This window comes from Saccharopolyspora rhizosphaerae, assembly GCF_003931915.1.
Lineage (GTDB): Bacteria > Actinomycetota > Actinomycetes > Mycobacteriales > Pseudonocardiaceae > Saccharopolyspora > Saccharopolyspora rhizosphaerae.
On the sequence record NZ_RSAA01000007.1, the window covers coordinates 78,096 to 104,667 of the forward strand.

The following is a 26,572-nucleotide window of genomic DNA, read 5'->3' on the forward strand; positions in this document are numbered from 1 at the left end:
CCCAGGTCAGGTGCAGCTTACCCGCGCTGCCGTGGGGACTGGTGTAGCTGCCGGGGAAGGGACCGTCGGTGACGGTCTTGTCGTCACCGGTCGGTTCGGTCGTCTCCAGGTACGCCCGGCCGTCGGCGGTGGTCTTGCGGTCGAAGCTCCTCTCCCCCACGACCGTCCGTTGAGCAGCAGCTCCACGGTCTCGACGTTGGAGTAGGTCCACACCACCACCGGCTCACCCGGCCGGTGGTCGGTCCAGTTCATCGGGACCAGGTGGACCATCGGCTCGCGGGTCCACTGGCTGCGGAACAGGTGGTACTGGTCCTTGGCGAACCCCGCGGTGTCGACGGCGCCGAAGAACGAGGTCCTCACCGGGAAGACGTCGGAGTAGGGCGTGGGCTCGCCGATGTAGTCGATGCCCGACCACAGGAACTGGCCGGCGAAGAACGCCCGGTCCCGGTCCTTCTTCAGCCCGTACTCACCGCTGTAGGTCCACGACGAGAGGTTGTTGTCGTAGGACGAGGTCCGGTGCTTGCCCGGGGTGTGGTTCTCACCGGTGTTGAGCTGGTGCGGGCTGTCGTAGACGCCGCGGGTCGAGGTCTCCGACGAGGACTCGGACTCGAAGAAGAACACGTGCGGGTACTTCGCGTGCAGCTCGTCGACCGAGGACGCGTTGTTGTAGTTGAGACCGACCCCGTCCAGCATCCGCAGGACCTGGTCCTGCGGCGAGCCGTCCTCCGGAACCGTGCGGTGCTTGTCGGAACCGATGACCACCGGCCGCGTCGGGTCCAGCGCTCGGACCCGGTCCACCAACCGCCGTGCGATCGGCACACCGACCGGCGTGGTGGAGTCGGGGATCTCGTTGCCGATCGACCACATCACCACGCTCGGGCAGTTCTTCGCCGCCTCGACCATCTCGGTCAGGTCGGCGTCGCTGTGCTCGTCGAAGAACCGGTGGTAGTCCTGGTCCGTCTTGCCGGTGCGCCAGCAGTCGAACGCCTCGACCTGGAGCAGCACGCCCTCCCGCTCGGCCGCGCGCAGCAGTTGCGGGGACGGCGGGTTGTGCGAGGTCCGCACCGCGTTGACGCCCATGCTGCGCATGATGCGCAGCTGCCGGACGACCGCGTCGTGGTGGGTGGCGGCGCCGAGCGCGCCGAGGTCGTGGTGCAGGTTGACGCCGCGGAGCTTCATCGGCTCACCGTTGAGCGAGAAGCCACGCGCGGGGTCGAACGCGAACCACCGCACGCCGAACGGGGTTCCGACGCGGTCCAGGACCTCACCGCCCACCGACAGCGACACCTCAGCGGTGTGCAGCTCCGGTGAGTCCACCGACCACAACCGCGGTTCGTCGACCCGCAGGTCGAAGCCGACGGTGCGCGGTTCGGGTGCGAGCTCCGCTGGTGCGGCGGCTCGAGCGACCTCGATCCCGTCGGGGTCGCGCAGCACGACGGTCAACTCCGCCCGTCTCGCACCGGATCCCGCGACCGCCGTGACGTCGACGTGCACCGCTGCGCTGCCGGGCAGCGATTCGGCGAGACCCGGTGTGGTGACGGTGATGCCGTGCCGCACCACGTGCACCGGGTCGGTGACGACCAGGTGCACGTCGCGGTAGATCCCGCTGCCGGAGTACCAGCGGCTGCTGGGGATCTGGTTGCGCGCCTTGACCAGGAGCTCGTTCTCGGAGCCGTCGGTGCGTGCCAGCGGGGTGAGGTCGACCGCGAAACCTGTGTAGCCGTACGGGTGCGCAGCTACCCGGGTGCCGTTGAACACGACCTCGGAGTCCATGTAGACGCCGTCGAACTCGAGCGAGATCGTCTTGCCCGCGGTCTCCGGGGGCAGTGCGAAGGTCTTGCGGTACCAGCCGAGCCCGCCGGGCAGGAAGCCGGTTCCCGCGGTGGTGGAGTCGTCGTCGACCGGGTCGAGGCCGATGCTCCAGTCGTGCGGCAGCTCCACGGGACGCCAGGACGGGTCGTCCGGAGCGGGCGCCGGAGCGTCCTCACCGGTGGTGTTGACCAGCGAGAACGACCAACCACCGCCGAAGTCGACGCTGCGCTGCGCACCGGGTGCGGCGTGCGCGCGGGGGCCACGCGCGAGCACCAGGGGTGCACCGGCCAACAACCCCGCCAGCGCGATCGCGTGTCGTCGGGTGAGCGGGAAACTGAACGACATCGAACACCCTCCCAGGCCAATCCCACACCGATGCCCACAAGAACGAACAGGATGTTTCGCGCTCGTCGCAACGATGTCAACGCTGCCGATCGGGTGCTCTCGTCCGGAAATTCAGTGGCGCACTCGCGTGGTCCGGTGCCATGGTCTTGCACGTGGTTGTGGACCACTTCGGCGAGAGCGTCGCCGCGGAGTACGACTCCGACTCGACCGACATGTTCTCCCCCGCGGTTCTCGGGCCCGCGGTGGAGTTCCTCGCCGAGCTCGCCGGTGCCGGTGCCGCGTTGGAGCTCGGCATCGGCACCGGACGGGTGGCCCTGCCGCTGAGCGAACGCGGCGTGCCGGTGCACGGCATCGACCTGTCGGAGGCGATGCTGGCGCGACTGCGCGCCAAGCCGGGCAGCGAGCGGATCGGCGTCACCACGGGGGATTTCGCCACCACGCGGGTCCCCGGGGAGTTCTCGCTGGTGTACCTGGTGTTCAACACCATCAACAACCTCACCACGCAGGACGAGCAGGTGGAGTGCTTCCGCAACGCCGCACGCCACCTCGCTCCCGGTGGCCACTTCGTGATCGAGGTCGGGGTGCCGGCCCTGCAGAAGCTCCCGATCGGGGAGGCCCACGTGCTGTTCGACGTGCAGGAGGACCACATCGGGATCGACGAGTACGAGCTGGTGGACCAGGGCTTGGTCTCGCACCACTTCTGGGTTCGCGACGGGCGGTGGCACCGCAACGCGGTCCCGTTCCGCTACGCCTGGCCCGCCGAGCTGGACCTGATGGCCCGGCTGGCCGGGATGCTGCGGGTGGAGCGCTGGGCGGACTGGGACCGCAGCCCCTTCACCGCGACCAGCACCCGGCACGTCTCCGTCTGGCGCAAGCCGGTCACCTGAAACCCGCTGCTGCACCGGACGCTGATCAGTCCACATCGGACGATCGACGGTCCGGTGCGGCTCTGGTAGGAAGCGCGCATGCGCTTCTACGCCGAACGACCTGGCCGCATGGCGGTGCAGCTGTTGTCCGACCTCGCCGCGATCACGTGGCTGGCCGCGTTCGCCTGGCTCGCCGGTCAGGCCCGGTCCGCGGTGCTGGAGCTGGGAGCTCCCGGGCACCGGATGGTCGAAGCGGGTGGCGGGCTCCGGAGCACCTTCGCCGACGCCGCGAGCACCGCCTCCGGTGTCCCGTTCGTCGGTGACGACCTGGCCGGTGCGCTGCAGCGCGGCGGCTCGTCCGGGGACGTGCTGGTCGACGCGGGTGCGCGGGTGCTCGAAGCGGTGGACCTCGCGGCCACGAGCGCCGCGGTCGTCATCGTCGCGCTCGCGCTGGTCCCGGTGCTCGCGGTGTGGTTACCGCGGCGGATCCGCTACGCACGCGCGGCCGGGCAAGCCGTGGCGATGCGCGCCCAGGGGCCGGACCTGCTCGCGCTGCGCGCGCTCGCCGAACTCCCGCCGCGGCGGCTCGCGCGGATCGGCACCGAACCGGCCGCCGCCTGGCGCGCCGGCGATGCGGAGGTCATCGCGCAGCTGGCAGAGCTGCGACTGGCCTCGCTGGGGCTGCGCGTCAGCTGACGGTGCCGGACCGGTCGACGAGGCCGAGCCGCAAGTGCTCGCTGTGGTAGACGGCCTCGTCCAGCAGTTGCGCGACGTGGTTGTCGTAGAGGCTGTAGACGATGCTGCGTCCCGAGCGAGCGCCGACGACGAGGCCGAGGTGGCGCAGCAGCCGGAGCTGGTGGGACACCGCGGACTGCTCCATGCCGACGGCCTCGGCGAGCTCGGTGACCGGGCGCGGACCTCGCCGCAGCTCGGTGAGGATGAGCAACCGGCTCGGGGTGGCCAGCGCCTGCAGCGTGTTCGCCACGTGCGCAGCCGACTCCGCGTCGAGCTGGGCCGCCTCCCGGTCCGCTCCATGTCCCATGCGCAGCAGTCTAGACCCGCATTTGCATGAAAAGGTGTTCATCTGTTCTGCTGTGCAGGTCCCGTTCAGCCCTGCGGAGGTTCCACCCGTGGTCACGTCCACCACCACTCCCCCACGCACCGCACCGCCCGCTCGGACGCGGCTGTTCGGGTTGCCGGAGGTGCGGTGGGCCGCCGCGGCGCTCGGCCTGTTCGTGGCAGGACTCGCCCTGCAGCTCGCCGGCGCCCCGGAGTGGTCCTGGTGGGGGCTGTACCTCGCCTGCTACGCCACCGGCGGCTGGGAACCGGCGGTCGCCGGTGTGCAGGCGCTGCGCGAGAAGACGCTCGACGTGGACCTGCTGATGGTGCTGGCAGCCCTCGGCGCGGCCTCCCTCGGCGAGATCACCGACGGCGCGCTTCTCATCGTGATCTTCGCGACCTCGGGCGCGCTGGAGGCGCTGGCCACCGCGCGCACCGAGGAGTCGGTGCGCGGTCTGCTGGACCTCGCCCCCGACACCGCCACGCTCGTCACCGCGAGCGGCGTCGAGCAGGTGCGCCCCGCCACCGAGCTGGAGATCGCCGACGAGGTGCTCATCCGTCCCGGTGAGCGCATCCCGGCCGACGGGACGGTGCTGGCCGGCAGCAGCGACGTCGACCAAGCGACCATCACCGGCGAACCGCTGCCCGTCGACGTCGCGGCGGGCTCCGAGGTGTTCGCGGGCACCCTCAACGGCACCGGGTCGCTGCGCGTGCGGGTCGGGCGACGCGCCGAGGACTCGGTGGTCGCGCGCATCGCCGCGCTGGTCGAGCAGGCCGGGCGGACCAAGGCGCGCACCCAGCTGTTCATCGAGCGGGTGGAGCAGCGGTACTCGGTGGGCATGGTCGCCGCGACCGTGGCGCTGTTCGCGGTCCCGCTGCTGTTCGGCTCGGACCTGCGGGAATCGCTGCTGCGGGCGATGACCTTCATGATCGTGGCCTCGCCGTGCGCGGTGGTGCTGGCGACGATGCCGCCGCTGCTGGCCGCCATCGCCAACGCGGGCCGGCAGGGTGTGCTGGTCAAGTCCGCCGTGGTGATGGAACGCCTGGGCACGACCACGAAGGTGGCCTTCGACAAGACCGGCACGCTGACCCGCGGAACGCCCGAGGTCACCGAGGTCCGGGTGCTCGACGCCGAGCTGACGCGCGAGGAGCTGCTGCGGCTGGCCGCCGCGGCAGAACGCCCCAGCGAGCACCCGTTGGCGGCCGCCGTGGTTCGCGCGGCCCAGCGCGAGCAGCTGAGGCTGCCGCCCGCGGACGACTTCGCCGCCCTGCCGGGGCGCGGCGTCACGGCCCGGGTGGCCGGTCACCGCGTCGAGATCGGTGCCGCCCCCGCCGATGTCGAGGTCCAGCCGGGTCGCACGCCGGTGCTGGTCCGCCGCGACGGCGACCCGGTCGGGCTGCTGGCGATCGCCGACCAGCCGCGCCCCGAAGCGGCCGACGCCGTGGCCGCGACCCGGGCGCTGACCACCGAGCCCGTCCTGCTCACCGGTGACACCGCTGCCGGTGCCGGCGAGATCGCCGAGCGCGTCGGCATCACCGACGTCCGGGCCGGGTTGTTGCCGGACGACAAGCTCGACGAGATCCAGCGGATGGGGTCGGCGGGCCACCGGGTCGCGTTCGTCGGGGACGGCATCAACGACGCGCCGGCCATGGCCGGGTCGCACGCCGGGATCGCCGTGGGCGGGGCGGCCTCCGACCTCACCTTGCAGACCGCGGACGCGGTGATCGTCCGCGAGGACCTCAACACCATCCCGGCCGTCATCGAGTTCTCCCGCCGGGCTCGCCGCGTCGTCACCGCCAACCTCGTCATCGCGGGCGCGTTCATCGCGGTCCTGGTCACCTGGGACCTCGTCGGCCACCTCCCGCTCCCGCTGGGCGTCGCCGGCCACGAAGGCTCCACGGTGCTCGTCGCCCTCAACGGCCTGCGCCTCCTCCGCCGGAGGGCCTTCCCCACCCCCCCACCACCCCTGACCGCGCAGCTCCCCCTGACCGCGCAGCGCCGTTCGAACTTCGCGCGAGGTGCGACGTGGAACTTCCGCCGTCGAACTTCGCGAGAAGTTCGAACAGCAAACCCTGTGACCAGGCCGAACACGCGGGAGCTCACGACACGCCCGCGCGTCGGGCGAGGCCTCCCTCGTCGCGTCGCGGCGAAGCACCGTCACGTTCCGCCAGCGGGCGGCGAAGCCCGTCACGCGTCAGGGACGGGCGGGCCGCCGCCGGGCTCTCCCAGCGCTACATCACCGACCGGTTCGAGGATCCGTCACGTTCCGCGCGAGTTCGGACAAGCCGTGCACACGCGAGTTCCGACAAGCTGTGCCTGCGCGTTTCGACAACCGTGCACCTCCCGTGCACCTGCGGTTTTCGCCGAGCCCGTGCACGTGCGCGCTGCGCAGCCCGGACACGCCTGAGATCAAGGAGCGCCCTGGCGTGTCGGGGTGAGAACGCCGCGCCCTTCTCGCGGCGTGCTGCTGCTGGACCGTTTCCGTTCGAACCTCGCGCGAACCTCGAAGGGAGGAGCCACCTCGGAGACCGCCGCAGGTCTTCAGCGGCTTCGGGGCGAGTAGGCCGTGAGGCCGCGTACCGGTGTTGATCGGGAGGGACGCGCGGAGTGCGCGGAGCGGCTGTGCTCCCCTTCCGCGGGGGTTCTGCCACCTGCACCGCGAGACGCGGCAACACCGGATCGGGGTCAGAGGTCGAGTTCCACGACGCCACGGGCTCGAGAGACGCACGGGGTGATGCGGGTGGGGCGCTGGTCGTCGGGGAGGTAGAGGTCGTGGTGCTGGGGCTCACCGGCGAGGACGGGGGTGACGCACTCGCCGCAGACGCCCTTGCGGCACCGGCTCGGCACCTCGGCACCGGCGGTTTCCAAGGCGTCCAGGAGGGTTTCACCGCTCGCGACCTCGACGGTCCTGCCCGTGCGGAGCAGGCGCGCGGTGAAGGGCTCGCCGCTGGTGGGTGCGGTTCCGAAGTGCTCGGTGTGGACGCGGGCCCGCGGCCACCCCACCTCGCGGGCCCGGGCGGTGACCTCCTCCATGAACGGCTTCGGTCCGCACACGTAGAGGTGGGTTCCCAGCGGTTGGTCGGTCAGGTCGAGCCCGCGCCAGAACTCCGCGCGCGAGCCGGTGATGCGCGCGCCGGGGAGGTCTTCGGCGTGGGCGCCGTTGCGGGAGACGTGGTGCACCTCGGCCGAGCGCTGCCACGCCGCGGCTGCTCGGACGTGCGAGAGGATCGGGGTGATGCCGATGCCGGCGGCGACGAGCAGGTGGTGCCGCGCCGTGTGCACGGGCGCGAAACCACTTCTCGGGCCCGCGGTGTCGACGACATCACCGGGCCGCAGCTCGTGCACCCAGCGGGAACCGCCGAAGCCGAGGCGCACCGAGATCTCGTAGTGCTCCGGTTGGAACCCGTCGCCGGTCAGCGAGTAGGAGTTCCACCGTGGCCGACCTCGTTCGTCGGTGCCGCAGCGCACGTCGAGGTGGCTGCCGGGCGTGTACGAGCGCAGCTCGCCGACCAGCCGGAGCTGCCGGACGTCGGCGGCGATGAGGCGCGTGGCGGCGACGGTGAGCCGGGTCATCGCCGCAGCCACCCGAGCAGGGCGGGCCTGACCTCGCCGTACCCCTTGTAGTCCGCCATCTCGTCGGGCAGTTCGGCCAGCACGGTGGCGAACTGCTCCCGCCACGCCGGGACCAGCGCCACCTCCCGCATCGGCAGCAGGTAGGTGCGGATGAGGAACATGATCGATCCCGACAGCGGAAGCCGGACCAAGTGCTGCACCTCGACCCGCAGGTGCAGGTCGCCGAGGTCGTCGAGCCGGGCGCGCTCGACTCCCCACTCGTCGTAGGACTCCAGCGAGGCGTCCAGCCGGTGACCGGCGGTGGAGCTCCAGTTCAGCCGCCGGTAGCAGTCCCCGGGTTGCAGGCCCAGCAGGAACTCCTCGGCCCGGGGGATGGCGCCGTCGGCGAAGTCGCGCGGGACCGGGCCGTGCAGCTCAGCGAACGACATCCCCAGCACGAACCGGATCGACCAGTTCGAGGCGAAGGTGACCACCCCGGCGTCGGCGAACAGGCGGCCGTCGCGCTCGTCGAGCAGCACGACGTCGTCCTGCACCTGCGAGGCGGCGAACCGCAGCGGCGGCTCGCCCAGCGAGTCCTCGTCGCCGAACCGGAACCGGCGGGAGACGCCGAGCCTGGCGTTGTGCCAGTGGAATCCGCGATCGCCGCAGCGGCTCAGCGTCATCGCCGGGTCGGTGTCGGAGGCCTCGGTGAGCAGGTGCAGCAGCGCGTCCCAGGCCGCTGTCCGCATGTGCTCGAGCTCGACGTGCCTGCCGGGGTCGCGGGTGAGGATCGCCGCACGCTCGGCGATCTCGTCCTCGTAGGAGGAGGGGAAGTCCAGGACGGTGCCGCCCCACTCGCCGGCAGCTGTCCGGTGCGCGCGCGGCGCCGGTTCGACGTTGACGCTGTAGCGGTAGCGGTCGCCTTCCAGCGGCCAGGGGAACCGCTGGACCCGCTCGGGCAGGGTCACCGCACGGCCTCCGCGTCGGCTCGGAACCCCAAGTAGGCCCCGCGGTGCCGGGACACGTGCGAGCAGACGTGCAGCGTCTGGCCGCACCCCGAGCAGGTCGTGCGCTCGCCCGGTGACACCGCCGCTGCGGTGTGGGCGGCGCAGTGCGCGCAGTGCACGACCAGCCGGTCCCGCGAGGTGACCTGGCAGCGGACCTCCTCGTCCACGGCCCCGGCGGAGATCGCCCGCGCGCGCAGCGCGAGCACGTCGGCCTCCGGGCCGGCCAGCATCAACCGCCACCCGACCCGGGCGTCCCGCAACTCCGCGTCCAGCGCGTCGAAGGCCTCCTCGGCCCGAGCGGCGTGGACGAGCCGCGCAGGCCGTTCGAGCGCCTCCGCCCAGCCTCGGGTGATCACCGCGGCGGCCTCGCCGATCCCGATGATCGCGAACCGCGTGCCGCAGGGGTCCACGACCACGGACTCCGGCCACTCGGGCAGGCTGGTCCGCGCCCCCACCGCCATCCGCTCGTCCATCGGCACGAGTACACAGAGCCCGGGCACGGCGTGTCAACCGCGCTCACCCAGGTCACGGCGCAGGCCGGCCGGGGGTCACGCCCAGGCGTCGACAGCGTCGACGAGGCTGCGGGTCCAGGCGTCGAGGATGCGGCGGCCCTCGGCTCCGGTGGCTCCCCGGGGGTCGCCGAGCACGCCGTTGGCCGCGACGGCGGCCGTTCCTCCGGCGTGCAGGCGGCCGATGAGCTGCGGCAGCGGGTCTGTGGTGCCGGCCTCGGCCCGCTCGAGGTGGACGGTGTGCGGGCGCAGGGCCAGCATCACCGAGGTCTCGGTGCGCCCGGCGTGGCTGTCGTCGGGAGGGCCCGTGGGAGACCACGCCAACACCCGGCGCCCTTCGGACCGCAGTGTGCGGACGGCGTTGCGCACGGGCACCGCGTTGCCCCCGTGGCAGGAGACGAGCACGACCCCGGCGAAGGCGTCGGCGGAGCGGCCGAGTTCGGTGAGCAGCAGTTCGGTCGCCGCCTGCCCGATGGAGACGGTGCCCGGGAACGCGGCGTGCTCGCCGCTGGAGCCGTAGGCGACGGCGGGTGCGACCACCAGGGTCCGCTGCTCGGCGAGGCGGTCGCACAGGGCGACGGCGATGTCGGTGTCCACAGTGCACGGCAGGTGCGGGCCGTGCTGCTCGGTGGCGCCCACCGGGACCGCGAGCAGCCGGGGTTCGCCGAGTTCTGGCCAGCTCGTCTCGCCGAGGTTCACGCCGGTCCTCCGGTGACCGGGACGCTGCTGCGCCCTCCCCGGTCGGTGAGCACCGGCCGCAGCGCGGTGGTGCTGCGTTCGCGCAGCACCCCGCGCAACACGCCGCACCCGTAGGCGGCGTCCTCGGCGACGCGGGCGAGGGTGTGCCGGAGCGGGTCGAGCTCGCGGGGTTCGGTGAGGTGCCGGGCGGCGACGAGCGCGAGCACGACGCGACCGCGCTTGCTCAGCAGCAGCGGTGGGATCGCCAGCGGGGCCCAGGCGCGTCCGGCGCAGTCGGCGAGGAGCCGTGCGGCGCCGAGGTTCCCGCGAACGGCGAGGGTGATCGACTCGCGGGCGGGGATGCCGAGCGCACCGAGCTTGCGGGTGAGCAGCACCGCCGCGGCACCGGTGACGGCCAGCGCGAGCCGGGGTCGGCCGAGGGCGATGAGCAGCCAGGTGAGCGCGCTCCACGACGAGATCCGCGCGGGGGCGACGTGCTCGCCGTGGCGGCTGCCCAGCGGTCCGGCCGAGCAGCCGTAGCCGTAGCGCTGCCGCAGCAGGGCCGGCCAGCTGGGGCGCGGGGCGTGTTCGACGATCGCGGCGGGTTCGTAGCGGGCCTGGTGGCGGGCGGTGAGCCGCCAGACGAGGTCGACGTCCTCGCCGAAGCGCATGTCCTCGTCGAACCCGCCGAGTTCGGCGAGGACGGTGGTGCGGATGAGCAGCGCGGCGGTGGGCACGTAGCTGATGCGGCTGCCCGGCACCACCGGACCCGCCTGGGAGCCCAGGTCCAGCGGGGAGCAGGTGCGCTCGAAGCGCTCCAGCGCCGAAACCCCCTGCCTGCTGCGGACTCTCGGCGCGACGGCGGCGACCTCGGGAGTGGTGAAGTGCCGCAGGAGGGTGTCCAGCCAGCCGGGCGCGGGGACGGTGTCGGCGTCGAGGAAGGCCACCACCGAGGTGTCGGCGAGCCGCCAGCCGGCGTTGCGGGCCGCCGCCGGGCCGCGCGGGGTGTCGTGCCGGACGGCGGCGCCGGGCACCGGTGTCGGCGAGCCGTCGTCGACCACGACCACCGCCAGCCCCTCGACCGCGGCGAGCAGCTCGTCGGGCAGTGCGCCGTGCACGGGGATGACGACGGTGACGTCCCCGGGGCGCAGGCTCGCCGACTCGTGCTCCGGGTGCACCATCCCGACCCGCACCAGCCGGTGCGCCAGCGAACTCCCGGTGGTCACCGGCTCACCCGCGAGCCAGCCGTCGAGGAGTTCGGCTCCGCGCGGCGTGAGCCGCATGATCCGGTACGGCGAGCCGCCCGCGACGGTCCGCCCCTCGTCCCAGCGCTGCAGGCTCGGGTCGGCCACCAGCTTCATGCCGTGAAGCCTCCGTCCGCGTGCACGACGGTGCCGGTGATGGCGGAGGCGCGCTCGTCGCACAGCCAGCACACGGCGGCGGCGACCTCCTCCGGCTCCAGCAGGCGTTCGACGACCTGGTGGGTCGCGAACTCCTCGACGTCGTCGAGGTCGTAGTAGCCGGCGGTGGCGGTGAGCATGTCGGTGCGGGTCGAGCCCGGCGACACGGCGGTGGCGTTGATCCCGGTCCCGCGCAGGTCGGTGGCCAGTCCCCGGACCAGCCCGACGACCGCGTGCTTGGCCGCGTTGTAGCCGGCGAGGTGGTAGAGCCCCCGGTGCGCGGCGGCTGAGGCCAGCGCGACGAAGCGGCCCGAGCGTGGTTCCGGGCGGCGCAGCATCGCCGGAACGGCGGCGCGGGCCAGGTGGGCCACGCCGCGGACGTCGATGTCGAGGAGCAGGTCGAGCTCGGCCTCCGGGGTCTCCCACAGCGGCGTTCCCCCGGCCATGACCGCGGCCGCGCCGACCGCGGCGTCGAGCCCGCCGAACTCGTCCTCGGCGACCCGGACAGCCTCGGCGAGCGCGGCCGCGTCGCGGACGTCGGCGACGACCTCGCGCACCGCGCCGGGGTGCTGTTCGGCGAGCTCCCGCAGCTGCTCGCGGGTGCCGAGCGGGTACGGCACGCCGGGCAGGTCGGCGCAGACGTCGAGGGCGACGACGTTCCAGCCTTCGCTCGCGAGCCGCCGCACCACGGCGGCGCCCACGCCGCGGGCGGCTCCGGTGACGATCGCGACGCGGCTCATGGGCGGTACCCGTGCCGTTCCAGGTAGGACAGCAGCTCGTCGGCCGCTTCGGCGGCGTCGAGCGGACCGACGACGGTCGGCGGGGTGCGGTCGACCAGCGCTCCGGTCAGCTCCAGCACCCGCTGGTGCGCGCTGTGCCCGCTGGGGGGCGGGCATGCGCGCGGTCGCGGACGCCGGGCGCGGGTGCTGACGACGTCGCCCCGGGGAGGCGCGGGCGTCCACGGCACCACGTCGATCTCGGCGTCCTGCGCGGCGAGCACCGCCGGGAGCGAGGCGCGGCGCAACCGCAGGCCGCCTTCCACGGAGACCACGGCGGGGCTGGGCAGCCGCAGGACCTCGCGGGCGCCCCGGTCGAGGCGGCGGTGGGCCAGCAGCCGATCGCCGTCGAGTTCGAGGTGGAGCACGCCGAGCGCTTGGGCGGCACCGAGGTGGGCGGCGAGGAACGCGGGGGTGGCTCCCGTCCCGCCGTCGGCGGACCGGTCGCCGCACAGCACCAGGTCCGCGTCGGCGGCAGCGGCGGCCAGGGCGTCGGCGGCGGATCCGCCGTGCGCCACCGCGTGGGGTTCGCACGGCGTGTCGAGGTCGATGCGGGTCGCCCGGTGGGCTCCGGCTGCGAGCGCGTCCCGCACTCCCCCCTCCGCGTCGGCCGGGCCTGCGGTGATGGCGTGCACCTGACCGCCGGTGCGCTCGGCCAGCCGGAGCGCGTGCTCCAACGCCGCGTGCTCGGCGGGGGTCTCGCCCCGGTGCCCGCTTCCCAGCGCGCCGGTGAGCGGGTCCACCTCGACCCGCTGCCAGGACCGGCTCACAGCCACTGCGACGCGCACGTCCTCACCCCTTCCGGAACACGACGCCGTGACCGCCGTCGGGGTAGGTCCAGCTGATGGCGCCCACGTTGTTGCAGATCTGGTAGCAGGTGCCGCACTCGAAGCACTGCTCGTAGTTGAACAGGATGCCGCCGTCGCCGGTGGGCACGAACAGCTTCGCGGGGCAGGCCGACACGCAGGCCTGGGTGGTGCAGGAGCGGCAGACCTCGGTGTCGACGGTGATGTGCGCGCGCTCGCCGACGTCGAAGTCGACGGTGCCCATGCGGTCCTCGAACGAGATGCCCCGGTACATGATCGCCTCCTCAGCCGAAGGTCCGCAGACCGGTCCAGGCGTCAGCGGCCAGTTGCCGCAGGCGGACGCCGTGCCGGGCGGCGGTGTCCCGGAAGAGCTTGCCCAGACCGGGTTTCGGCGCCGGGTTGCCGACGGTGAACACGCCCTGGGCGAAGTCGCAGAGCACCTTCGGGTACTGCTGCTGCACCCGGTCGGAGAGGACCAGGCCGGGCGCGCGTTGCAGCCGCTTGTGGTCGGCGAGCACGAAGTTCCCCTCGAGCCGCTGCCGGTAGCCCTCGAGCCCACCGCCGTTCTCGACGGCTTCGGCCGCGGTGCGGCCCGCTGCGAGACCGGACCCGAGGGCGAAGTTGACGCCCTCGAGCCAGATCCCGGCCGCCAGGCACATCGCCGCCGCGTCACCGGTGACGAGCATCCCCGGGGTGGACAGCGGTGGCATGCTGCGGTACCCGCCCTCGGGGATGAGGTGCGCGGAGTACTCCTTGAGCTCAGCGCCGCGCAGGTAGGGCGCGATGGCGGGGTGGGCCTTGAGGTCGGCGAGCACGTCCTCGGGGCGCCGGCCGGATTCGGCGAGGCCGGTCAGCGAGAGGACGACGCCGACGCTGACCGTGTCGCGGTTGGTGTAGAGGAACCCGCCGCCGGCGATCTCGCCCGTGCCGCCGAGGACCTCGAAGTCCGCGCCCTGGTCCCCGCTGAGCTGGAAGCGCTCGTCGATGGTTCCGCGCGGCAACGACAGGGTCTCCTTGACGCCGAGCGTCTGGTGCTCGGGGTCGGTCCCGGGCAGCAGCCCGGCCTGCTTGGCGAGGAAGGAGTTGACGCCGTCGGCGGCGATGACCACGCGCGCGCGGATGTCGCCGTCGGGCCGGTCGGTGCGCACGCCGACGACGCGGCCGTCCTCCCGCAGCACGTCGGTGGCCACCGTGGAGGTCACCAGCCGCGCACCCGCCTCGACGGCCTTGCCCGCCAGCCACGAGTCGAAGTCCGCGCGGTAGGTGGTCATGCCGTTGTAGGGCGCGCTGCCCCAGTCCTCGGTGCGGAAGTCGACGGTGAGGGCTTGGTGGTCGGTGAGCACCATCGTGCTGCGGCGGGTCACCCAGCGCTGCACCGGCACCTCGCGCCACCACTCGGGCAGCACCTCGTCGAGGACCCGGCCGTAGACGACACCGCCGTAGACGTTCTTGGAGCCGGGGAACGGCCCGCGTTCGAGCAGGATGACGCTGCGCCCGGCGCGGGCGAGTTCGAGCGCGGCGGCCGATCCGGCGGGACCGGCGCCGACCACCACGGCGTCCACTTCAGGCATCTCGTCTCCGGCGGTCGAGTTCGCGCAGGACTTCGGGGGCGTCGGCGATGATGCCGAGGTCGGCCATCGCCGTCATCGGGCAGGACGGGTCGGTGTTGATGCTGACGACGTGCTCGGGCCGGCCCAGGCCTCCGGTGTGCTGGGTGGCGCCGGAGATGCCGAAGGCGACGTAGAGCTCGGGGTCGACGACGACACCGGTGGTGCCGATCTGCCGGTCGTGCCCGGCCCACCCGGCGTCGGTGACCACCCGGGTTGCTCCGGCGGAGGCGCCGAGCCAGGCGGCGACCGCGGTGAGCGTGCGCATCACGGCGGCTCCGTCCTCACCGCGCCGCACCAGCCCGGCTCCGCCGCCGAGGATGCGACCGGCTTCGGTGAGCTCCACGGTCTCCGGTTCGGGGTCGCGGACCTCGACCAGCTCGACGTCGAGCACCTCGGCCGGTGCCGCGGTGATCTCGACGGGTTCTGGTGGTGCGAGGGGTCGGCCGACGCCGCGCACACCCGGTGCGAGGGTGACGACCACCGGCCCGTCGAAGCGGACCCGCAGCTCCACCGCGTCGTCCACCCTGGACAGGTCCGCGGTGCTCGTCCCGCAGCGCACCGCACCGGCGTGCAGCGGTCTGCCGGTCGTGAAGGCCAGGCGGGGTGCGAGGTCGCGTCCGTCGGGCGAGGCGGGCAGCAGCACCACCCGCACCTCGTCGAGCAGCGGTGCCAGCGTCGCGGCAAGCGAACCGGGCACGACGTGCGAGGATTCGACGGTCCAGGTGGCGCGAGCGGCCGTGAGCTCCTTCGCGGCGCGGACCGTGCCCGTGCCGGTGAGCAGCACCGCGCCGCCGGCTTCGGCGACGGTCTCGTCGGCGCCTGAGGGCAGTGCGCCGTCGCGGACGACGACGACCGCCAGCACCTCGGGCAGCGCGTTCACAGTCCCACCGCCACTCGGTGCCCTTCGACCACGGCCGCGTGGGCGCGGCGCGGTGCGAGGCAGTCCCCGACGCGGTGCACCGGGAACGGCGCGTCGCGCAGCTCGTGCCACAGCTCCTCGACCGGGCTCTGGTGCACCGCGCACACCACCCAGTCGAAGGTGAACTCACCGGTCTCGCCGGTGGTGTGCTTGAGGATCTGCAGCGACACCCGCTCGCCCTCGGCGGAGGCGGCCATCACGACCTCGTCGGTGCGCTGCCCGATCCCCTTGGCGTGCGCGCGGATCTGGAAGGTCTCCATGTCCAGCGTGACGCCCAGGTCCTGGCAGACGACCATGCCCGGGGTGCTGATCTGCACCCGGCAGCCCCGGTCGGCCAGCAGCTCGGCGACCGACGAGGCCTGGTGGAAGCCGAGCTCGTCGACGACGAGCACGTCGCCTTCCGGGGACGCGCCTCCGGCGAGCACGTCCCGGACGTCGACGACGCGCTCGAGGTCACCGGCCCAGTGCGGTGGTTGCGGGCGCGCTCCGGTGGCCAGCACGACGGCGTCGGGGTGCTCCTCGCGCAGCAGCTGCGCGGTGGCCTCGACGCCGGTCTTGACGTCGACCCCGTGGCGCTCGCACTCGGCGCGCAAGTTCCGCACGATGTCGAGGAATTCGGCGCGTCCCGGCACGCTCGCGGCTTGTGCGACCTGCCCGCCGGTCTCGGCGGCCCGTTCGAAGAGCGTGACGTGGTGGCCGCGTTCGGCGGCGGTGGCCGCGGCCTGCAGCCCGGCCGGTCCGCCGCCGGCCACCAGCACCCGGTGCCGCCTGCGCGGCATCGGCAGCACGGTGGACTCCCGTCCCGTGCGCGGGTTCTCGATGCAGCCGAGCCAGCGGTTGAGGCCCATCCGCCCGACGCACTCCTGGTTGCAGGACAGGCACGTGCGGATGTCGGTGGCGTGCCCGGAACGCGCCTTGGCGGCGAAGTCCGCGTCGGCGATCTGCCCGCGCACCACGCCGACCAGGTCGCAGTGCCCCTCCTCCAGGGCTCGCTCGGCCTGCAGCGGGTCCTTGATGCGTCCGACGCCGACGACCGGCAGGTCCACCGCCTGCCGGATGGCGTTGGAGATGAACAACGCGTACCCCGGCGGGATGGCCATCGAGGCCTCGATCATGTACAGCGTCGAGGTGGCCACGCCGATCGAGGTGTTGATGTAGTCGACCTGGCCGGTCGCCTCCACCATCCGGGCGACCTCGACCGCCTCGTCGATGGTGGTGCCGCCTTCGATGAGCTCGTCACCGCAGATCCGCACGCCGAGCGCCCGGTCCGGGCCGAGGGCCTCGCGGACCGCAGCGATGATCTCCAGCAGGATGCGGGCCCGCCCGGCCAGCGAACCCCCGTACTCGTCGGTGCGCTTGTTGGTGGCCGGGGACAGGAACCCGCGGACGATCGAGGAGTGCGAGCACTGCAGCTCCACGCCGTCGAAACCGCCTTCCGCGCAGTGCGCCGCCACGGTGCCGTACCCGGCGACGACCTCCGCGATCTCGCGGGGGTCGATGGCCTTGGGCACTTCGCGGAACATCGGGTCCGGCACCGCCGAGGGCGCCCACACCGGCAGCCGCGAGTACATCGAGGACGCCTGCCCGCCGTTGTGGTTGAGCTGCGCGAAGATCGGCGTCCCGTGAGCGTGCACGGCCTCGGTGATGCGCCGGTACCCCGGGATGACCGAGGGGTGGAAGCCGTGGATGAGCTTCTCGTAGGGCCAGTCGGTCGGGTGGGTCGAGTGCTCTTCGGTGATCACCAGCCCGGCGCCCCCCGCGGCGCGCGCCGCGTAATAAGCGGCGTGCTGCTCGCTGGGGTGGCCGTCCTCCGCGTAGTTGGTGAGGTGCGCGGAGAACACGATGCGGTTCGACACCGTCACCGGACCCAGCCGCAGCGGGGAGAACAGGTAGCGGCTCATCGCAGACCTCCCGCCACCCGGCGGCCTTCCAGGACCGCCTCGTGGATCGTGCGCGGTGCCACGCAGTCGCCGATGGGCGTGCCCTCCAGGCTCTGGTCCGGCAGCCGGTGTCCGCAGTGGACCACCGCGGCCCCCGGGCGGTGCCGGGTCTCGGCGGTGTGGACGTCCTCCAGCACGACGTGGTCGGCGTGCACTTCGCGCAGCAGGGAGCGCTTCTCGAGCGCCACCCCGGCCCGTTGCAGCCGGGCGTTGGCGTCAGCGAGGTCGCCGGTCAGCGCGAGTTGCGTGCCCACCACCTGATCCTGCGTCACGATTGCCGTCTCCACACCCCGGCTCGCCAGCAACTCGGCCACGCCGACTCCGACGTGGTCGCCCACGGGGTCGTGCACGACGACCGGGCCGCCGGGAACCTCTCGGCTCACCGCCTCGACGACGTCGAGCACCACGCCTCCCTCGACCTTGAACCCCCAGGGCCCGGGCACCGACCCGGTGGCCACCACGACCTCGTGTCCGGCCAGATCCTCCGGGCCGGCTTCGGTGCCGAGGCGCACGTCGACGCCGAGCCGCCGGACCTCCTGCTCCAGCCACTCGACGAAGTTCCACAACCGGCCTCGGCCGGCCAGTGCGGCGGCGTGCCGCACCGCGCCGCCGACCTGCTCGCACCGCTCGACGACCTCGACAGCACGCCCGCGCGAGGCCAGCACCCGAGCGGCTTCCAGCCCGGCGGGGCCGGCGCCCACCACCAGCACCGGCTCCCGCGCGCTGCGGGCCGGTGCCGGGTCCTCCTCGGTCTCATGACCGGCCGAGGGGTTGACGACGCAGCTGACCAGGGGGTTGCGGTTGTCGCGGACGGCGCACTTCTGGTTGCACAGCACGCACGGGCGCACCGGGGTCCCGCTGCGGGTCTTGGTGACCAGGTCCGGGTCGGCGATCTGGGCGCGGGTCATCTCGACGAGGTCCGCGACGCCGTCGTCGAGCGCCCACTGCGCCTGGCCGGGGTCGACGACGCTGCCCTGCAGGACCACCGGAGTGCTCCCGGCGACCTCGCGGATCGCGCGGCACAGCTCGACGTTGAAGCCGGGTTCGGTGTGCAGGTCCGGCCGGGTGGCCGAGGTGCCCATCGCCGATCCCCGGACGACCACGAGCAGGTCGACCTCGTCACGGACCGCCTCGACGATCCCCGCAGCGGCGTCGGGCGTGATGCCGGCCCACGGGGCGAGCTCGTCGCAGGACAGCCGCAGTGAGAGGACGCCGTCCCCGATCGACTCGCGCACCGCGGCGAGGACCTCGCGCACCAGCCGGGTGCGGTCGGTGCCGTGGTCGTCGCCGCGGTGGTTGGTCAACCCGGACAGGAACTGCCGCAGCAGCGAGTGCTGGCCGGCGTTGACCTCGACCCCGTGCAGCCCGCTGCGCACCGCCTCACCCGCGGCCGAGGCGAAACCGGCCACCAGCTCGGCGATCTCGGCCTGCTCGAGCTCTGCGGGCATCTCGCGGCTGGCCACGTCGGCCACCCGCGAAGGCGCCCACAGCACGCGCTGCGAGAACGCCGAAGAACCCTGCGACCCCGCGTGTCCCAGTCCGGCGAGCACGACCGTCCCGTGTGGGCGGCACGCTTCGGCGACCTCGGTCCACCCGGGACCGCAGCGCGACGCCAGCGGCGCGCGCTCGTAGGGCCAGTCGGAGTCGTGCACGCTCGCGATCTCGGTCACCAGCACGCCGGCACCACCCGCGGCGCGTGCGGCGTAGTAGGCGACGTGCCGGTCCGAGATGTCCCGGCCCCGACCGAGGTTCGTCTCGTGCGGGCCGAACAGCACCCGCGACGGGGCCGAGGTCCGGCCGATCACGACCGGTTCGGTGAGCTTCACGGCTCGCCCACCAGCGGCGACGAGTCGCACGGCTTGGCGGGCACGGCGGGCATGCCCAGCCCGACCTTGCGCTGGGACGACCGGGAGTGGTCCTGGGTCGCCTTCGGCAGCGCACCCTTGTCCACGATGGACAGCGCGGTTCGTCCGTGCCCCTGCACGCACTCCGGATCCGGTCCGTCCAGCGGCAGACCGGTGAAGAACTTCGCCGCCATGCAGCCGCCCTGGCAGGCGTCGAACTGCGAGCAGGAGGCGCACGCACCCGCGGACTGCGGCTGCCGCAGGTCGTTGAACAGCTCCGATTCCCGCCACACGCGGGCGAAACCGCCCTCCTCGCGGACGTTCCCGCCCTTGAACACGTCGTGGATCGCGAAGGGGCACGCGTAGACGTCTCCGACCGGGTCGATCAGGCACACGACCCGGCCCGCGCCGCACAGGTTCAACCCCGGCAACGGCGTGGAACCCAGCGCGTTGAGGTGGAAGAAGGAATCCCCGGTCAGCACCTGGTCGCCGTGGGTGACCAGCCAGTCGTAGATCTGCCGCTGCTGCGCGTCGGACGGGTGCAGCTCGTCCCACACGTCGGCGCCGCGGCCGGAGGGCCGCAGCCGGGTGATGCGCAGCTGCGCGCCGAACCCGTCGGCGATGGACTTGAAGTCGTCGAGCTGGTCGACGTTCTGGCTGGTCATCACCACTGAGATCTTGAAGTCGCGCATGCCCGCCGCGGAGAGGTTCTCCAGCGCGCGCATCGCCATGTCGAACGACCCGGGCCCGCGCACGGCGTCGTTGACCTCACGGGTGGCGCCGTCGAGGGAGATCTGCACGTCGACGTAGTCGGTGGCGGCCAGCCTGCGCGCGCGTTCGGCGTCGATGCGCAACCCGTTCGTGGAGAACTTGACCCCGACCTGGTGGTCGATGGCGTAGTCGAGGAGTTCCCAGAAGTCGGGCCGCACGGTGGGTTCACCACCGCCGACGTTGACGTAGAAGACCTGCATCCGCTGCAGTTCGTCGATGACCGCCTTCATCTCGGCGGTCGACAGCTCGTCGGGATCACGCCTGCCCGAGGAGGACAGGCAGTGCTCGCAGGCGAGGTTGCAGGCGTAGGTCCACTCCCAGGTCAAGCAGATCGGGGCGTCCAGCCCGCCCTTGAACTGCTCGACCAGTGCCGGAACAGCAGCAGTAGAAGTCATCTCGGCTCACTTCGGTCGAGTGGGCGTGTTTGCTCAGCGGTGCGGGTAGCAGAACCTGAGCGGCTCTGCGGCTCCGTGCGCCGCTCCTTGAGCAGGTCACGACGCGGCGTCGCGGCGTACTCGCCACGAAGCCGGCCAGAACCTGCGGCGGTGCACGGTGAGTCCCCTCTCGGAAGAGCGGCTGCCGCCGCATCTTCATGCGGGTCAGCCGTGCGCGAAACATGGTGGAAGGGAGACTTCTTCTGGGTTTGCCGCCGTCACCGCGCGAAGTGGTGGTCAGTCTTGGGGGCGGATCATGTCTGAGTTGGCCAGGGAGGCCAGGGCGTTGCGGAACTGCGAGCGCCGTTGCTCGGGAACGGTCGCCAGCGCGTCCTCCACGCTGGCGTGCTCGCCGAGCTCACGCACGAGTTCCACCAGTTCGGGCACTTTCAGGAACGACAGCTTCCGGTTGCCGAAGTGGTACGCGAGCGCCCCGAAGGGCTCGGGGCGCAACGCGACCTGGGGGTTCAACCGGTAGCCGCGGCCGACGTCGAACTCCGCGGCGGACACGGTCAGTAGACCCCGCACATGCCGTCGATGGAGACCTCCTCGACGAGGAGCTCCTCTTCGACAACGGGTTCGGTGGCGGTGCTCATGTCGGTCTGCTGGTCGGCCATGCGATGCTCCTCACAGTCTCGAGCTACCATCGACACGGTATTTGCACCGAGTGCACTTTCACAAGACGTGGAGCGGGATCCGTTGCGGTCTGACACTTCTGGAGCAGCACAGCGACCTGGTGGACGCCGAAAGGTGACCAGTGCGGCGGAATTGGAGAAGGTCGCCTTCGACCTGTTCGACGAGCAGGGGTTCGACCGCACCACGGTCACCGACATCGCGGCCGCGGCGGGCATCGCGCGTCGCACGTTCTTCCACTACTTCCCGTCGAAGAACGACATCCCGTGGGGGGACTTCGACTCCGGCCTGGAGCGGATGCGCGCCGAGTTCCGCGCGCTGCCGGAGGAACTACCGCTGATGGACGCGGTGCGGCACTGCCTGGTCGAGTTCAACCGGGTGCCCGGCGAGCAGGTCCCCGACCACCGCAGGAGGATGCGGCTGATCCTGGGAGTGCCCGCGCTGCAAGCGCATTCGACGTTGCGCTTCGAGTCCTGGCGCGAGGTGGTGGCCGAGTTCGTCGGTCGCCGCATCGCCCAGCCCTCCACCGCGCTGACCCCGCAGACGGTCGCGCACGCCACGCTCGGCGTGGCTCTGTCGGCGTACCAGCACTGGCTGGACCACCCGGAGCTGGAGCTCTCGGACCTGTTGGACACGGCGATGCGCGAGCTCGCACTCGCGCACACCGGATGACGAGACGCAGCGGGCTCCGCGCACCAGGAGCGGTGCGCGGAGTCCGCGGAGCTGCTCAGGTCCGGTCAGCCGGACCGCCGAGCGACGTGCTCGATCAGTAGTCGGCGTCGGTGTAGCGGATGATGCCGCGCAGGTTCTTGCCGGCCCGCATGTCCGCGTAGCCGTTGTTGATGTCCTCCAGCTTGTACTCGGTGGTGACCAGCTCGTCGAGCTTGAGCGTGCCGTTGCGGTAGTGCTCGAGCAGTCGCGGGATCTGGGTGCGCGGGCTGACACCGCCGAAGATCGCGCCCTGGACCCGCTTCTGCAGCAACGTGAGCTCGAACAGGCTGAGCTGGGCGTCGATCTGGTCGGCGCGGCCCATGCCGGTGACCACGACCTGCCCGCCCTTCTTGGTCATCGACAGCGCCGGCTGCAGGTGCTCGCCGGTGGTCTCGCCGATGCAGATCAGCACTTGGTCGGCCAGCTGACCCCAGGTCAGCTCGTTCACCGCCTCGTGCGCCTCCTCCATCGAGGCGAAGGAGTGCGTGGCGCCGAGCTCTTCGGCCTTGGACCGCTTGAAGTCCACCGGGTCGACGGCCACGACGTAGCGTGCGCCCGCCGCGGCCGCGCCCTGCACGGCGTTGATGCCGACACCGCCGCAGCCCACGACCACGGTGGTGTCACCGGTGCGGGTCTCGCCGATCTCGGTGGCGGTGCCCCACCCGGTCGAGACACCGCAGCCCAGCAGCGCGGCCTTCTCGAGCGGGATGTCGTTCTCGATGGTCTGCACCGACGCCTGGTTGACCGTCACGTACGGCGCGAAGGTGCCCAGCAGGCACATCGGCGCGGCCGGCTTGCCCTGGTAGGTGATGCGGTGACCGCCGGAGATCGCCTCGCCCGTCAGCAGGTTCGCGCCGGCGTCGCAGAGGTTCTGCATGCCCTTGGCGCAGGCCCGGCAGCGGCCGCAGCCGGGGATGAAGGTGAGCACCACGTGGTCGCCCTCGTTGATCCCGGTGACGCCGGGTCCCACCTTCGTGACCACACCGGCGCCCTCGTGCCCGCCCACGGCGGGGTAGATGGCCACCGGGGTGGCGCCGGTCCGCAAGTGCTCGTCGGAGTGGCACAGGCCCGAGGCCGCGAGCCTCACCTGCACTTCGCCTTCGATCGGATCGCCCAGTTCGATCTCTTCGATTTCCCAGTCCCTGCCCGGCTCGTGCAGAATCGCGGCCTTCGTCTTCATAACCACTCCTCGTCGAGTGCGGAAGAACATGCGCGTCCGAGAATGAGAACCCGGTCACGCTGAAGTCAAGGCCGAGATCGGACGATCAGCAGCGGCGCCGGGGAGTGGTGGATGAGCTTGTGGCTGGTCGATCCCAGGTGAGCGCCCGCGACACCGCCTCGTCCGTGCGCGCCGACGATCACCAGTTGTGCCTCGGTCGAGTGGTTGATCAACGCGTTCACCGGAGAGCCCCGGTTCACGATCCGCTGCACGTCGACGTTGGGGTAGCGCTCCCGCCACCCGGCCAGCGCCTCGGCGAGGAACAGCTGCTCCTGCTCGGCGACCTCCTCGGCGGGCAACCGGGTTCGCAGCCACCTCAGGTCGAGGCCGACGACCTCCCAGGTGTGCACGACGTGCAGCTGTTCGCCGAGGTCGTCGGCCCTCCGGAAGGCCTCGGCGAGCACCGGTTCGGCCGATTCGGCGTCGTCGACACCGGCGACGACCGGTCCGGCGGTGGGGAAGGTCGGCGGGTCGCCCACGTCCGGGACCACGACGACCGAGCCGTGCGCGTGCGAGGCGACCTTGACCGCCACCGCGCCGGCCAGCAGGCCGGTGAACCCGCCGAAGCCGCGGTCGCCGACGACGAGGAGCTCGGCGTCGGCCGACTCCGCCACGAGCACCCGCTCGGGTGAACCGGCGATGGCCGCGGAGGTCACCTTGACGTCGGGCTGCTGAGCCTGGACGTGCTGCACCGCGTCGTCGAGCCAGCGCGCGACGTTGGGCCGCAGGTGCTCCTTGCCCGGGTGCTCCGTCGGGTCCGCGTAGACGATCCGCAGCCCGCTCCCCCGCCGCACCGCTTCGCGCGCCGCCCAGGCCGCCGCGTTGCGCGCGACCGCCGAGCCGTCGACTCCCACCACGACGTTCATCACGGCCTCCCCCGTCGATCCCTTCCAGGGTGCTCGAACGGAGCAGGACTCGCCTTCCGGATCAGTGCGGCAGGCGGCCCGGCACGAGCAGCTCGGTGTTGCGGTCGGTGGAGCTGCCGAGCTTCTCCAGGTCGGTGTGCGGGTCGTTGAAGGACAGCTCCCGGTACAGCGAGGCGAGCGCCGCGGGCGAGCGGTCGTCGTAGTCGGCCTGGTAGGGGCTGTCGGCCTCGACCAGGGTTGTGAACAGCGACAGCGTGCCGTCGCGGTTGTCGGCGATCTCGACGACCCGCGCCAGTTGCGGGAAGTCGACGTGCGAGGCGGTGCTGATCTCCCAGAAGCCGCGTTCGGGCTCGTCGGCCGGGTGCGCGGTGATGGTGTTGCGGTGGGTGTGGCCGTTGACCCAGGCCAGCACGTTGGGGAAGCGCTGGAGCAGCCGGACCACGCCGTCCCCGCCCACCCGGGGCTCACCGGGCGAGCGGAAGTCCGGCCACAGCGCCGTCATGGTGTCCGAGGTGTGGTGGCTGAACACCACGAACAGCTCGTCGGTGACGAGCTGGGACTGCTCGCGCCCGAGCGCGTCGTAGTAGGTCGAGCTCCCGCTGGTGAGCACCTCCTCCAGCCACCGGTGCTGGCTGAGCCCGAGCGAACCCTCGGCGAGACCGGCGGTGTTGGTGCTGTCCAGCGCGATCCCGGTGACGCCCGGCGCGATCCGGAACGTGTAGTGCGGCCGGGGGTCGTCGGCGTCGAAACCGTGCCCGACCGGTCCCGGTCCGGTGTTGGCCTCGTCGAGGTGGGCGGCGATGAACTGCTCCGTGGTGAAGGGGTGCCGCCGCTCGTCCGGGGTCACGGTGCGCACGACGGCGTTGCCGCCCAGGACCGCCTGCCCGGAGACCTCGCGCTCGCCGTGCAGCATCTCGGCGATGGCGGCGGCTTCCCGCTCGTCCCGTCCGATGATCTTGCGATCACCGGTGTACCAGTCCTCCACCCGCGGGATGACCTGGTCCGCGAGGGTGCCCATGACGCTGTTGTCGTGGTTGCCGAACACCGCGTACCACGGGATGTCCAGCCCCGGGCTGCTGAAGGGCCGCAGGGCGTCGGTGAGCAGGCCTGGCAGCGCCGGGAAGCCCCGCTCGCGGAAGCAGTCCCGCAGGCCCCCTTCGGGATGCCAGTACAGCGGGTCGCCCGAGTCCTGGACGCCTTCGTAGTGGGCGGCACCGGTGTTCTGCGCGAGCGGCCCTCCGTTGAGGACGGCGAAGTACCAGTCGAGCTCGGCGAACTCGTGGTTGTCGGTGCTGTCGCCGGTGGTGATCACGAAGTCGACCGGCGTCCCGGTGGCCGGGCCGGTGCGCAGCGCGTTGACCCGCTGCACCAGGTGCGCTGCGGCCAGTGCGCCCATCGTCTCCTGCGGCCGGAAGGCGCCTCCGGCCAGCGGGTGCAGGTACTCGAAGCGCGCCGGGCTCTGCGCGTCGGCGATGTGCAGGTCGGTGAACTGCGTGAACGCGGTGACCGGCACGCGCCGGTCGATCCGGCCGGGATCGGCGACGGCGAGGTCGTTGCGGACCACTCGCGGCCAGCCGGGTCCGGCGACCAACCGCCGGTAGCCCTCCCCGGTGGCCGGCCGAGCCGCCACGTCGAGGGTCGTGGGCACCGTCCGGGAGCCCGCCAACCTGGACGTGGCCGGGGCGGTGCCCGCCCCACCCAGTGCCATGCCCGTCATCCCCGCGGCCAGCATGAACCCGCGCCTGCTCACATCCGCCATGTCCCGTCCTCTGATCAACTCGCAGCTGATCAGAAAACCTTTCACGTTCTGCGGGTGCGGAACACCTCGGTTCAGGTGAAAAGCGGGCGAACGGCGGTGGAACGCTCAGCTGATCGCGTCCGTCGGCAGCAGCGCGTGCACACCCCAGGTCTCGTTGGCGATCTGGGTGATGCGCATGTCCACGGTCGCGCTGGCCAGGGCGAGCGCGGAGGGCCGGTCCAGGGCTTGCTCGATCTGCAACCAGTCCACCACCGCGCTCAGCGCCGTCGCGGTGGCCTCGTTGAGGTCGGCGTCGAACCCGAAGGTGACCAGGCCCGCGGGTGTCTCGGCGTGCACGCCGGGAACCGGGCGGTCCACCACGAGGTCCAGCCGCACGCGGGTGGTCATGCCGCACTCGATCGCGGTGCCCCCGACCTCGCCGTCGCCCTGCCTGGCGTGCCCGTCGCCGAGCAGCAGCATCGCGCCCGGGACGGTGACCGGCAGGTACAGCGTCGAGCCCGCGACGAGCTCGCGGCAGTCGATGTTCCCGCCGCCCTCGGCGCGCGGCGGGATCGTGGAGTGCTCGCCGGGCGCGTCCGGCGGCATGCCGACCACGCCGAGGAACGGCTGCAGCCGCACGGTGTGCCCGTGCTGGTCGGTACCGGTCTCGCCGTCGAGCTCCCACAGCAACCAGGTCCGCTCGGCCCCGGCCACCCGCAACCGGCGCATCAGCCAGTTGTCCTTGCCCGCGGTCGCCGTCCAGCCCCACTCCGCGGGGACGAGCTCCTCGAAGTGCACCGCCAGCACCATCCCGGGCTTGGCGCCGCGCACCGCGATCGGCCCGGTCAGGCAATGCCCTCGTGGCTCGGCGAACAGCATCGGGCGGGACTCGCCGGGAACCCGCTGCCGCTGCAGGTGTCCGCGGCAGTCGAGCGACTGCACCGACACCACAGCACCGGCGTCCACCGTGAGCACCGGCGCGACGTCCCGGTCGAACACGTCGACCACGGTGCCCGCTTCCGCCCTGACCTTCGACGAACCCTCCACTCCTGCCACGGGCACCACCCAACCAGGGC

Annotated in this window: 25 protein-coding genes; 4 read left to right on the forward strand and 21 right to left on the reverse strand. The window is 72.4% G+C overall.

Translation table 11 applies throughout. The features are described 5' to 3' along the window. Positions 1–6: 6 nt before the first annotated feature. On the reverse strand, positions 7–2,157 hold the full coding sequence (locus tag EIL87_RS07030; RefSeq protein WP_199740294.1) for a glycoside hydrolase family 2 TIM barrel-domain containing protein: 2,151 nt from the start codon (positions 2,155–2,157) through the stop codon (positions 7–9). 140 nt (positions 2,158–2,297) lie between these two features. Here EIL87_RS07030 and EIL87_RS07035 point away from each other — a divergent pair, with 140 nt between their 5' ends. After that, positions 2,298–3,044, forward strand: a complete 747-nt coding sequence (locus EIL87_RS07035) for a class I SAM-dependent DNA methyltransferase (protein ID WP_125089368.1) — start codon at positions 2,298–2,300, stop codon at positions 3,042–3,044. 78 nt (positions 3,045–3,122) lie between these two features. Then, on the forward strand, positions 3,123–3,719 hold the full coding sequence (locus EIL87_RS07040; RefSeq protein WP_125089369.1) for a hypothetical protein: 597 nt from the start codon (positions 3,123–3,125) through the stop codon (positions 3,717–3,719). Here EIL87_RS07040 and EIL87_RS07045 read toward each other — a convergent pair. Next, positions 3,712–4,065 carry an ArsR/SmtB family transcription factor gene (locus EIL87_RS07045; RefSeq protein WP_125089370.1) on the reverse strand — a complete coding sequence of 118 codons (354 nt, stop codon included), beginning with the start codon at positions 4,063–4,065 and terminating at the stop codon, positions 3,712–3,714. The genes EIL87_RS07040 and EIL87_RS07045 overlap by 8 nt on opposite strands. 88 nt (positions 4,066–4,153) lie before the next feature. Here EIL87_RS07045 and EIL87_RS07050 point away from each other — a divergent pair, with 88 nt between their 5' ends. After that, positions 4,154–6,490, forward strand: coding sequence for a heavy metal translocating P-type ATPase (locus EIL87_RS07050; RefSeq protein ID WP_325049416.1), 2,337 nt, complete (start codon positions 4,154–4,156; stop codon positions 6,488–6,490). Positions 6,491–6,768: 278 nt separating this feature from the next. On the opposite strand, the gene EIL87_RS07055 is transcribed toward EIL87_RS07050, so the two are convergent. The 15 genes from EIL87_RS07055 to mftA form a co-directional block, all read right to left on the reverse strand. Further along, a complete protein-coding gene (locus tag EIL87_RS07055; RefSeq protein ID WP_125089372.1) occupies positions 6,769–7,656 on the reverse strand; it encodes a PDR/VanB family oxidoreductase in 888 nt (295 codons plus the stop codon). Next, positions 7,653–8,603, reverse strand: coding sequence for a heme-dependent oxidative N-demethylase family protein (locus EIL87_RS07060; RefSeq protein WP_125089373.1), 951 nt, complete (start codon positions 8,601–8,603; stop codon positions 7,653–7,655). The genes EIL87_RS07055 and EIL87_RS07060 overlap by 4 nt, the downstream gene beginning before the upstream one ends. After that, positions 8,600–9,115 (reverse strand): dimethylamine monooxygenase subunit DmmA family protein, encoded by a 516-nt coding sequence (locus EIL87_RS07065; protein WP_125089374.1) that lies wholly within the window; start codon positions 9,113–9,115, stop codon positions 8,600–8,602. The genes EIL87_RS07060 and EIL87_RS07065 overlap by 4 nt, the downstream gene beginning before the upstream one ends. Before the next feature lie 75 nt (positions 9,116–9,190). Continuing rightward, positions 9,191–9,850, reverse strand: a complete 660-nt coding sequence (mftE, locus tag EIL87_RS07070) for a mycofactocin biosynthesis peptidyl-dipeptidase MftE (protein ID WP_125089375.1) — start codon at positions 9,848–9,850, stop codon at positions 9,191–9,193. After that, complete coding sequence (mftF, locus tag EIL87_RS07075) at positions 9,847–11,190, reverse strand: mycofactocin biosynthesis glycosyltransferase MftF (protein WP_125089376.1); 1,344 nt, start codon at positions 11,188–11,190, stop codon at positions 9,847–9,849. Before mftF ends, mftE begins: the two co-directional genes overlap by 4 nt. After that, positions 11,187–11,969 (reverse strand): mycofactocin-coupled SDR family oxidoreductase, encoded by a 783-nt coding sequence (locus tag EIL87_RS07080; protein ID WP_125089377.1) that lies wholly within the window; start codon positions 11,967–11,969, stop codon positions 11,187–11,189. Before EIL87_RS07080 ends, mftF begins: the two co-directional genes overlap by 4 nt. Next, positions 11,966–12,793: a mycofactocin-associated electron transfer flavoprotein beta subunit gene (locus tag EIL87_RS07085; protein WP_125089378.1), complete on the reverse strand. Its 828-nt coding sequence runs from the start codon at positions 12,791–12,793 to the stop codon at positions 11,966–11,968. The genes EIL87_RS07080 and EIL87_RS07085 overlap by 4 nt, the downstream gene beginning before the upstream one ends. A 4-nt stretch (positions 12,794–12,797) precedes the next feature. Continuing rightward, positions 12,798–13,085 carry a ferredoxin family protein gene (locus EIL87_RS07090; protein WP_125089379.1) on the reverse strand — a complete coding sequence of 96 codons (288 nt, stop codon included), beginning with the start codon at positions 13,083–13,085 and terminating at the stop codon, positions 12,798–12,800. A 10-nt stretch (positions 13,086–13,095) separates the two neighbouring features. Continuing rightward, positions 13,096–14,382: an FAD-dependent oxidoreductase gene (locus tag EIL87_RS07095; protein WP_125089380.1), complete on the reverse strand. Its 1,287-nt coding sequence runs from the start codon at positions 14,380–14,382 to the stop codon at positions 13,096–13,098. Beyond that, on the reverse strand, positions 14,375–15,301 hold the full coding sequence (locus EIL87_RS07100) for a mycofactocin-associated electron transfer flavoprotein alpha subunit (protein ID WP_125089381.1): 927 nt from the start codon (positions 15,299–15,301) through the stop codon (positions 14,375–14,377). The genes EIL87_RS07095 and EIL87_RS07100 overlap by 8 nt, the downstream gene beginning before the upstream one ends. Then, entirely contained in the window at positions 15,298–17,241 is a 1,944-nt protein-coding gene (locus EIL87_RS07105; RefSeq protein WP_125089382.1) for a mycofactocin system FadH/OYE family oxidoreductase 2, read from the reverse strand. Before EIL87_RS07105 ends, EIL87_RS07100 begins: the two co-directional genes overlap by 4 nt. Continuing rightward, on the reverse strand, positions 17,238–19,106 hold the full coding sequence (locus tag EIL87_RS07110; RefSeq protein WP_125089383.1) for a mycofactocin system FadH/OYE family oxidoreductase 1: 1,869 nt from the start codon (positions 19,104–19,106) through the stop codon (positions 17,238–17,240). The genes EIL87_RS07105 and EIL87_RS07110 overlap by 4 nt, the downstream gene beginning before the upstream one ends. Further along, positions 19,103–20,290 (reverse strand): mycofactocin radical SAM maturase, encoded by a 1,188-nt coding sequence (mftC, locus tag EIL87_RS07115; protein ID WP_125089384.1) that lies wholly within the window; start codon positions 20,288–20,290, stop codon positions 19,103–19,105. The genes EIL87_RS07110 and mftC overlap by 4 nt, the downstream gene beginning before the upstream one ends. Positions 20,291–20,566: 276 nt before the next feature. Then, entirely contained in the window at positions 20,567–20,839 is a 273-nt protein-coding gene (mftB, locus tag EIL87_RS07120) for a mycofactocin biosynthesis chaperone MftB (protein ID WP_125089385.1), read from the reverse strand. 2 nt (positions 20,840–20,841) lie between these two features. After that, positions 20,842–20,925 carry a mycofactocin precursor MftA gene (mftA, locus tag EIL87_RS07125; protein ID WP_407690524.1) on the reverse strand — a complete coding sequence of 28 codons (84 nt, stop codon included), beginning with the start codon at positions 20,923–20,925 and terminating at the stop codon, positions 20,842–20,844. Positions 20,926–21,079: 154 nt separating this feature from the next. Here mftA and mftR point away from each other — a divergent pair, with 154 nt between their 5' ends. Then, complete coding sequence (gene mftR, locus EIL87_RS07130; RefSeq protein ID WP_233576082.1) at positions 21,080–21,634, forward strand: mycofactocin system transcriptional regulator; 555 nt, start codon at positions 21,080–21,082, stop codon at positions 21,632–21,634. A 94-nt stretch (positions 21,635–21,728) separates the two neighbouring features. Here the strand turns inward: mftR and EIL87_RS07135 are convergent, their stop codons facing one another. From EIL87_RS07135 to EIL87_RS07150, 4 genes are all read right to left on the reverse strand, one after another. Then, on the reverse strand, positions 21,729–22,853 hold the full coding sequence (locus tag EIL87_RS07135) for an NDMA-dependent alcohol dehydrogenase (protein ID WP_125089388.1): 1,125 nt from the start codon (positions 22,851–22,853) through the stop codon (positions 21,729–21,731). 65 nt (positions 22,854–22,918) lie between these two features. Next, positions 22,919–23,758 (reverse strand): universal stress protein, encoded by an 840-nt coding sequence (locus EIL87_RS07140; RefSeq protein ID WP_125089389.1) that lies wholly within the window; start codon positions 23,756–23,758, stop codon positions 22,919–22,921. A 61-nt stretch (positions 23,759–23,819) separates the two neighbouring features. Beyond that, a complete protein-coding gene (locus EIL87_RS07145) occupies positions 23,820–25,517 on the reverse strand; it encodes a TIGR03767 family metallophosphoesterase (RefSeq protein ID WP_199740296.1) in 1,698 nt (565 codons plus the stop codon). Positions 25,518–25,622: 105 nt separating this feature from the next. Next, positions 25,623–26,552: an acetamidase/formamidase family protein gene (locus tag EIL87_RS07150; protein ID WP_233576083.1), complete on the reverse strand. Its 930-nt coding sequence runs from the start codon at positions 26,550–26,552 to the stop codon at positions 25,623–25,625. Positions 26,553–26,572 lie beyond the last annotated feature (20 nt).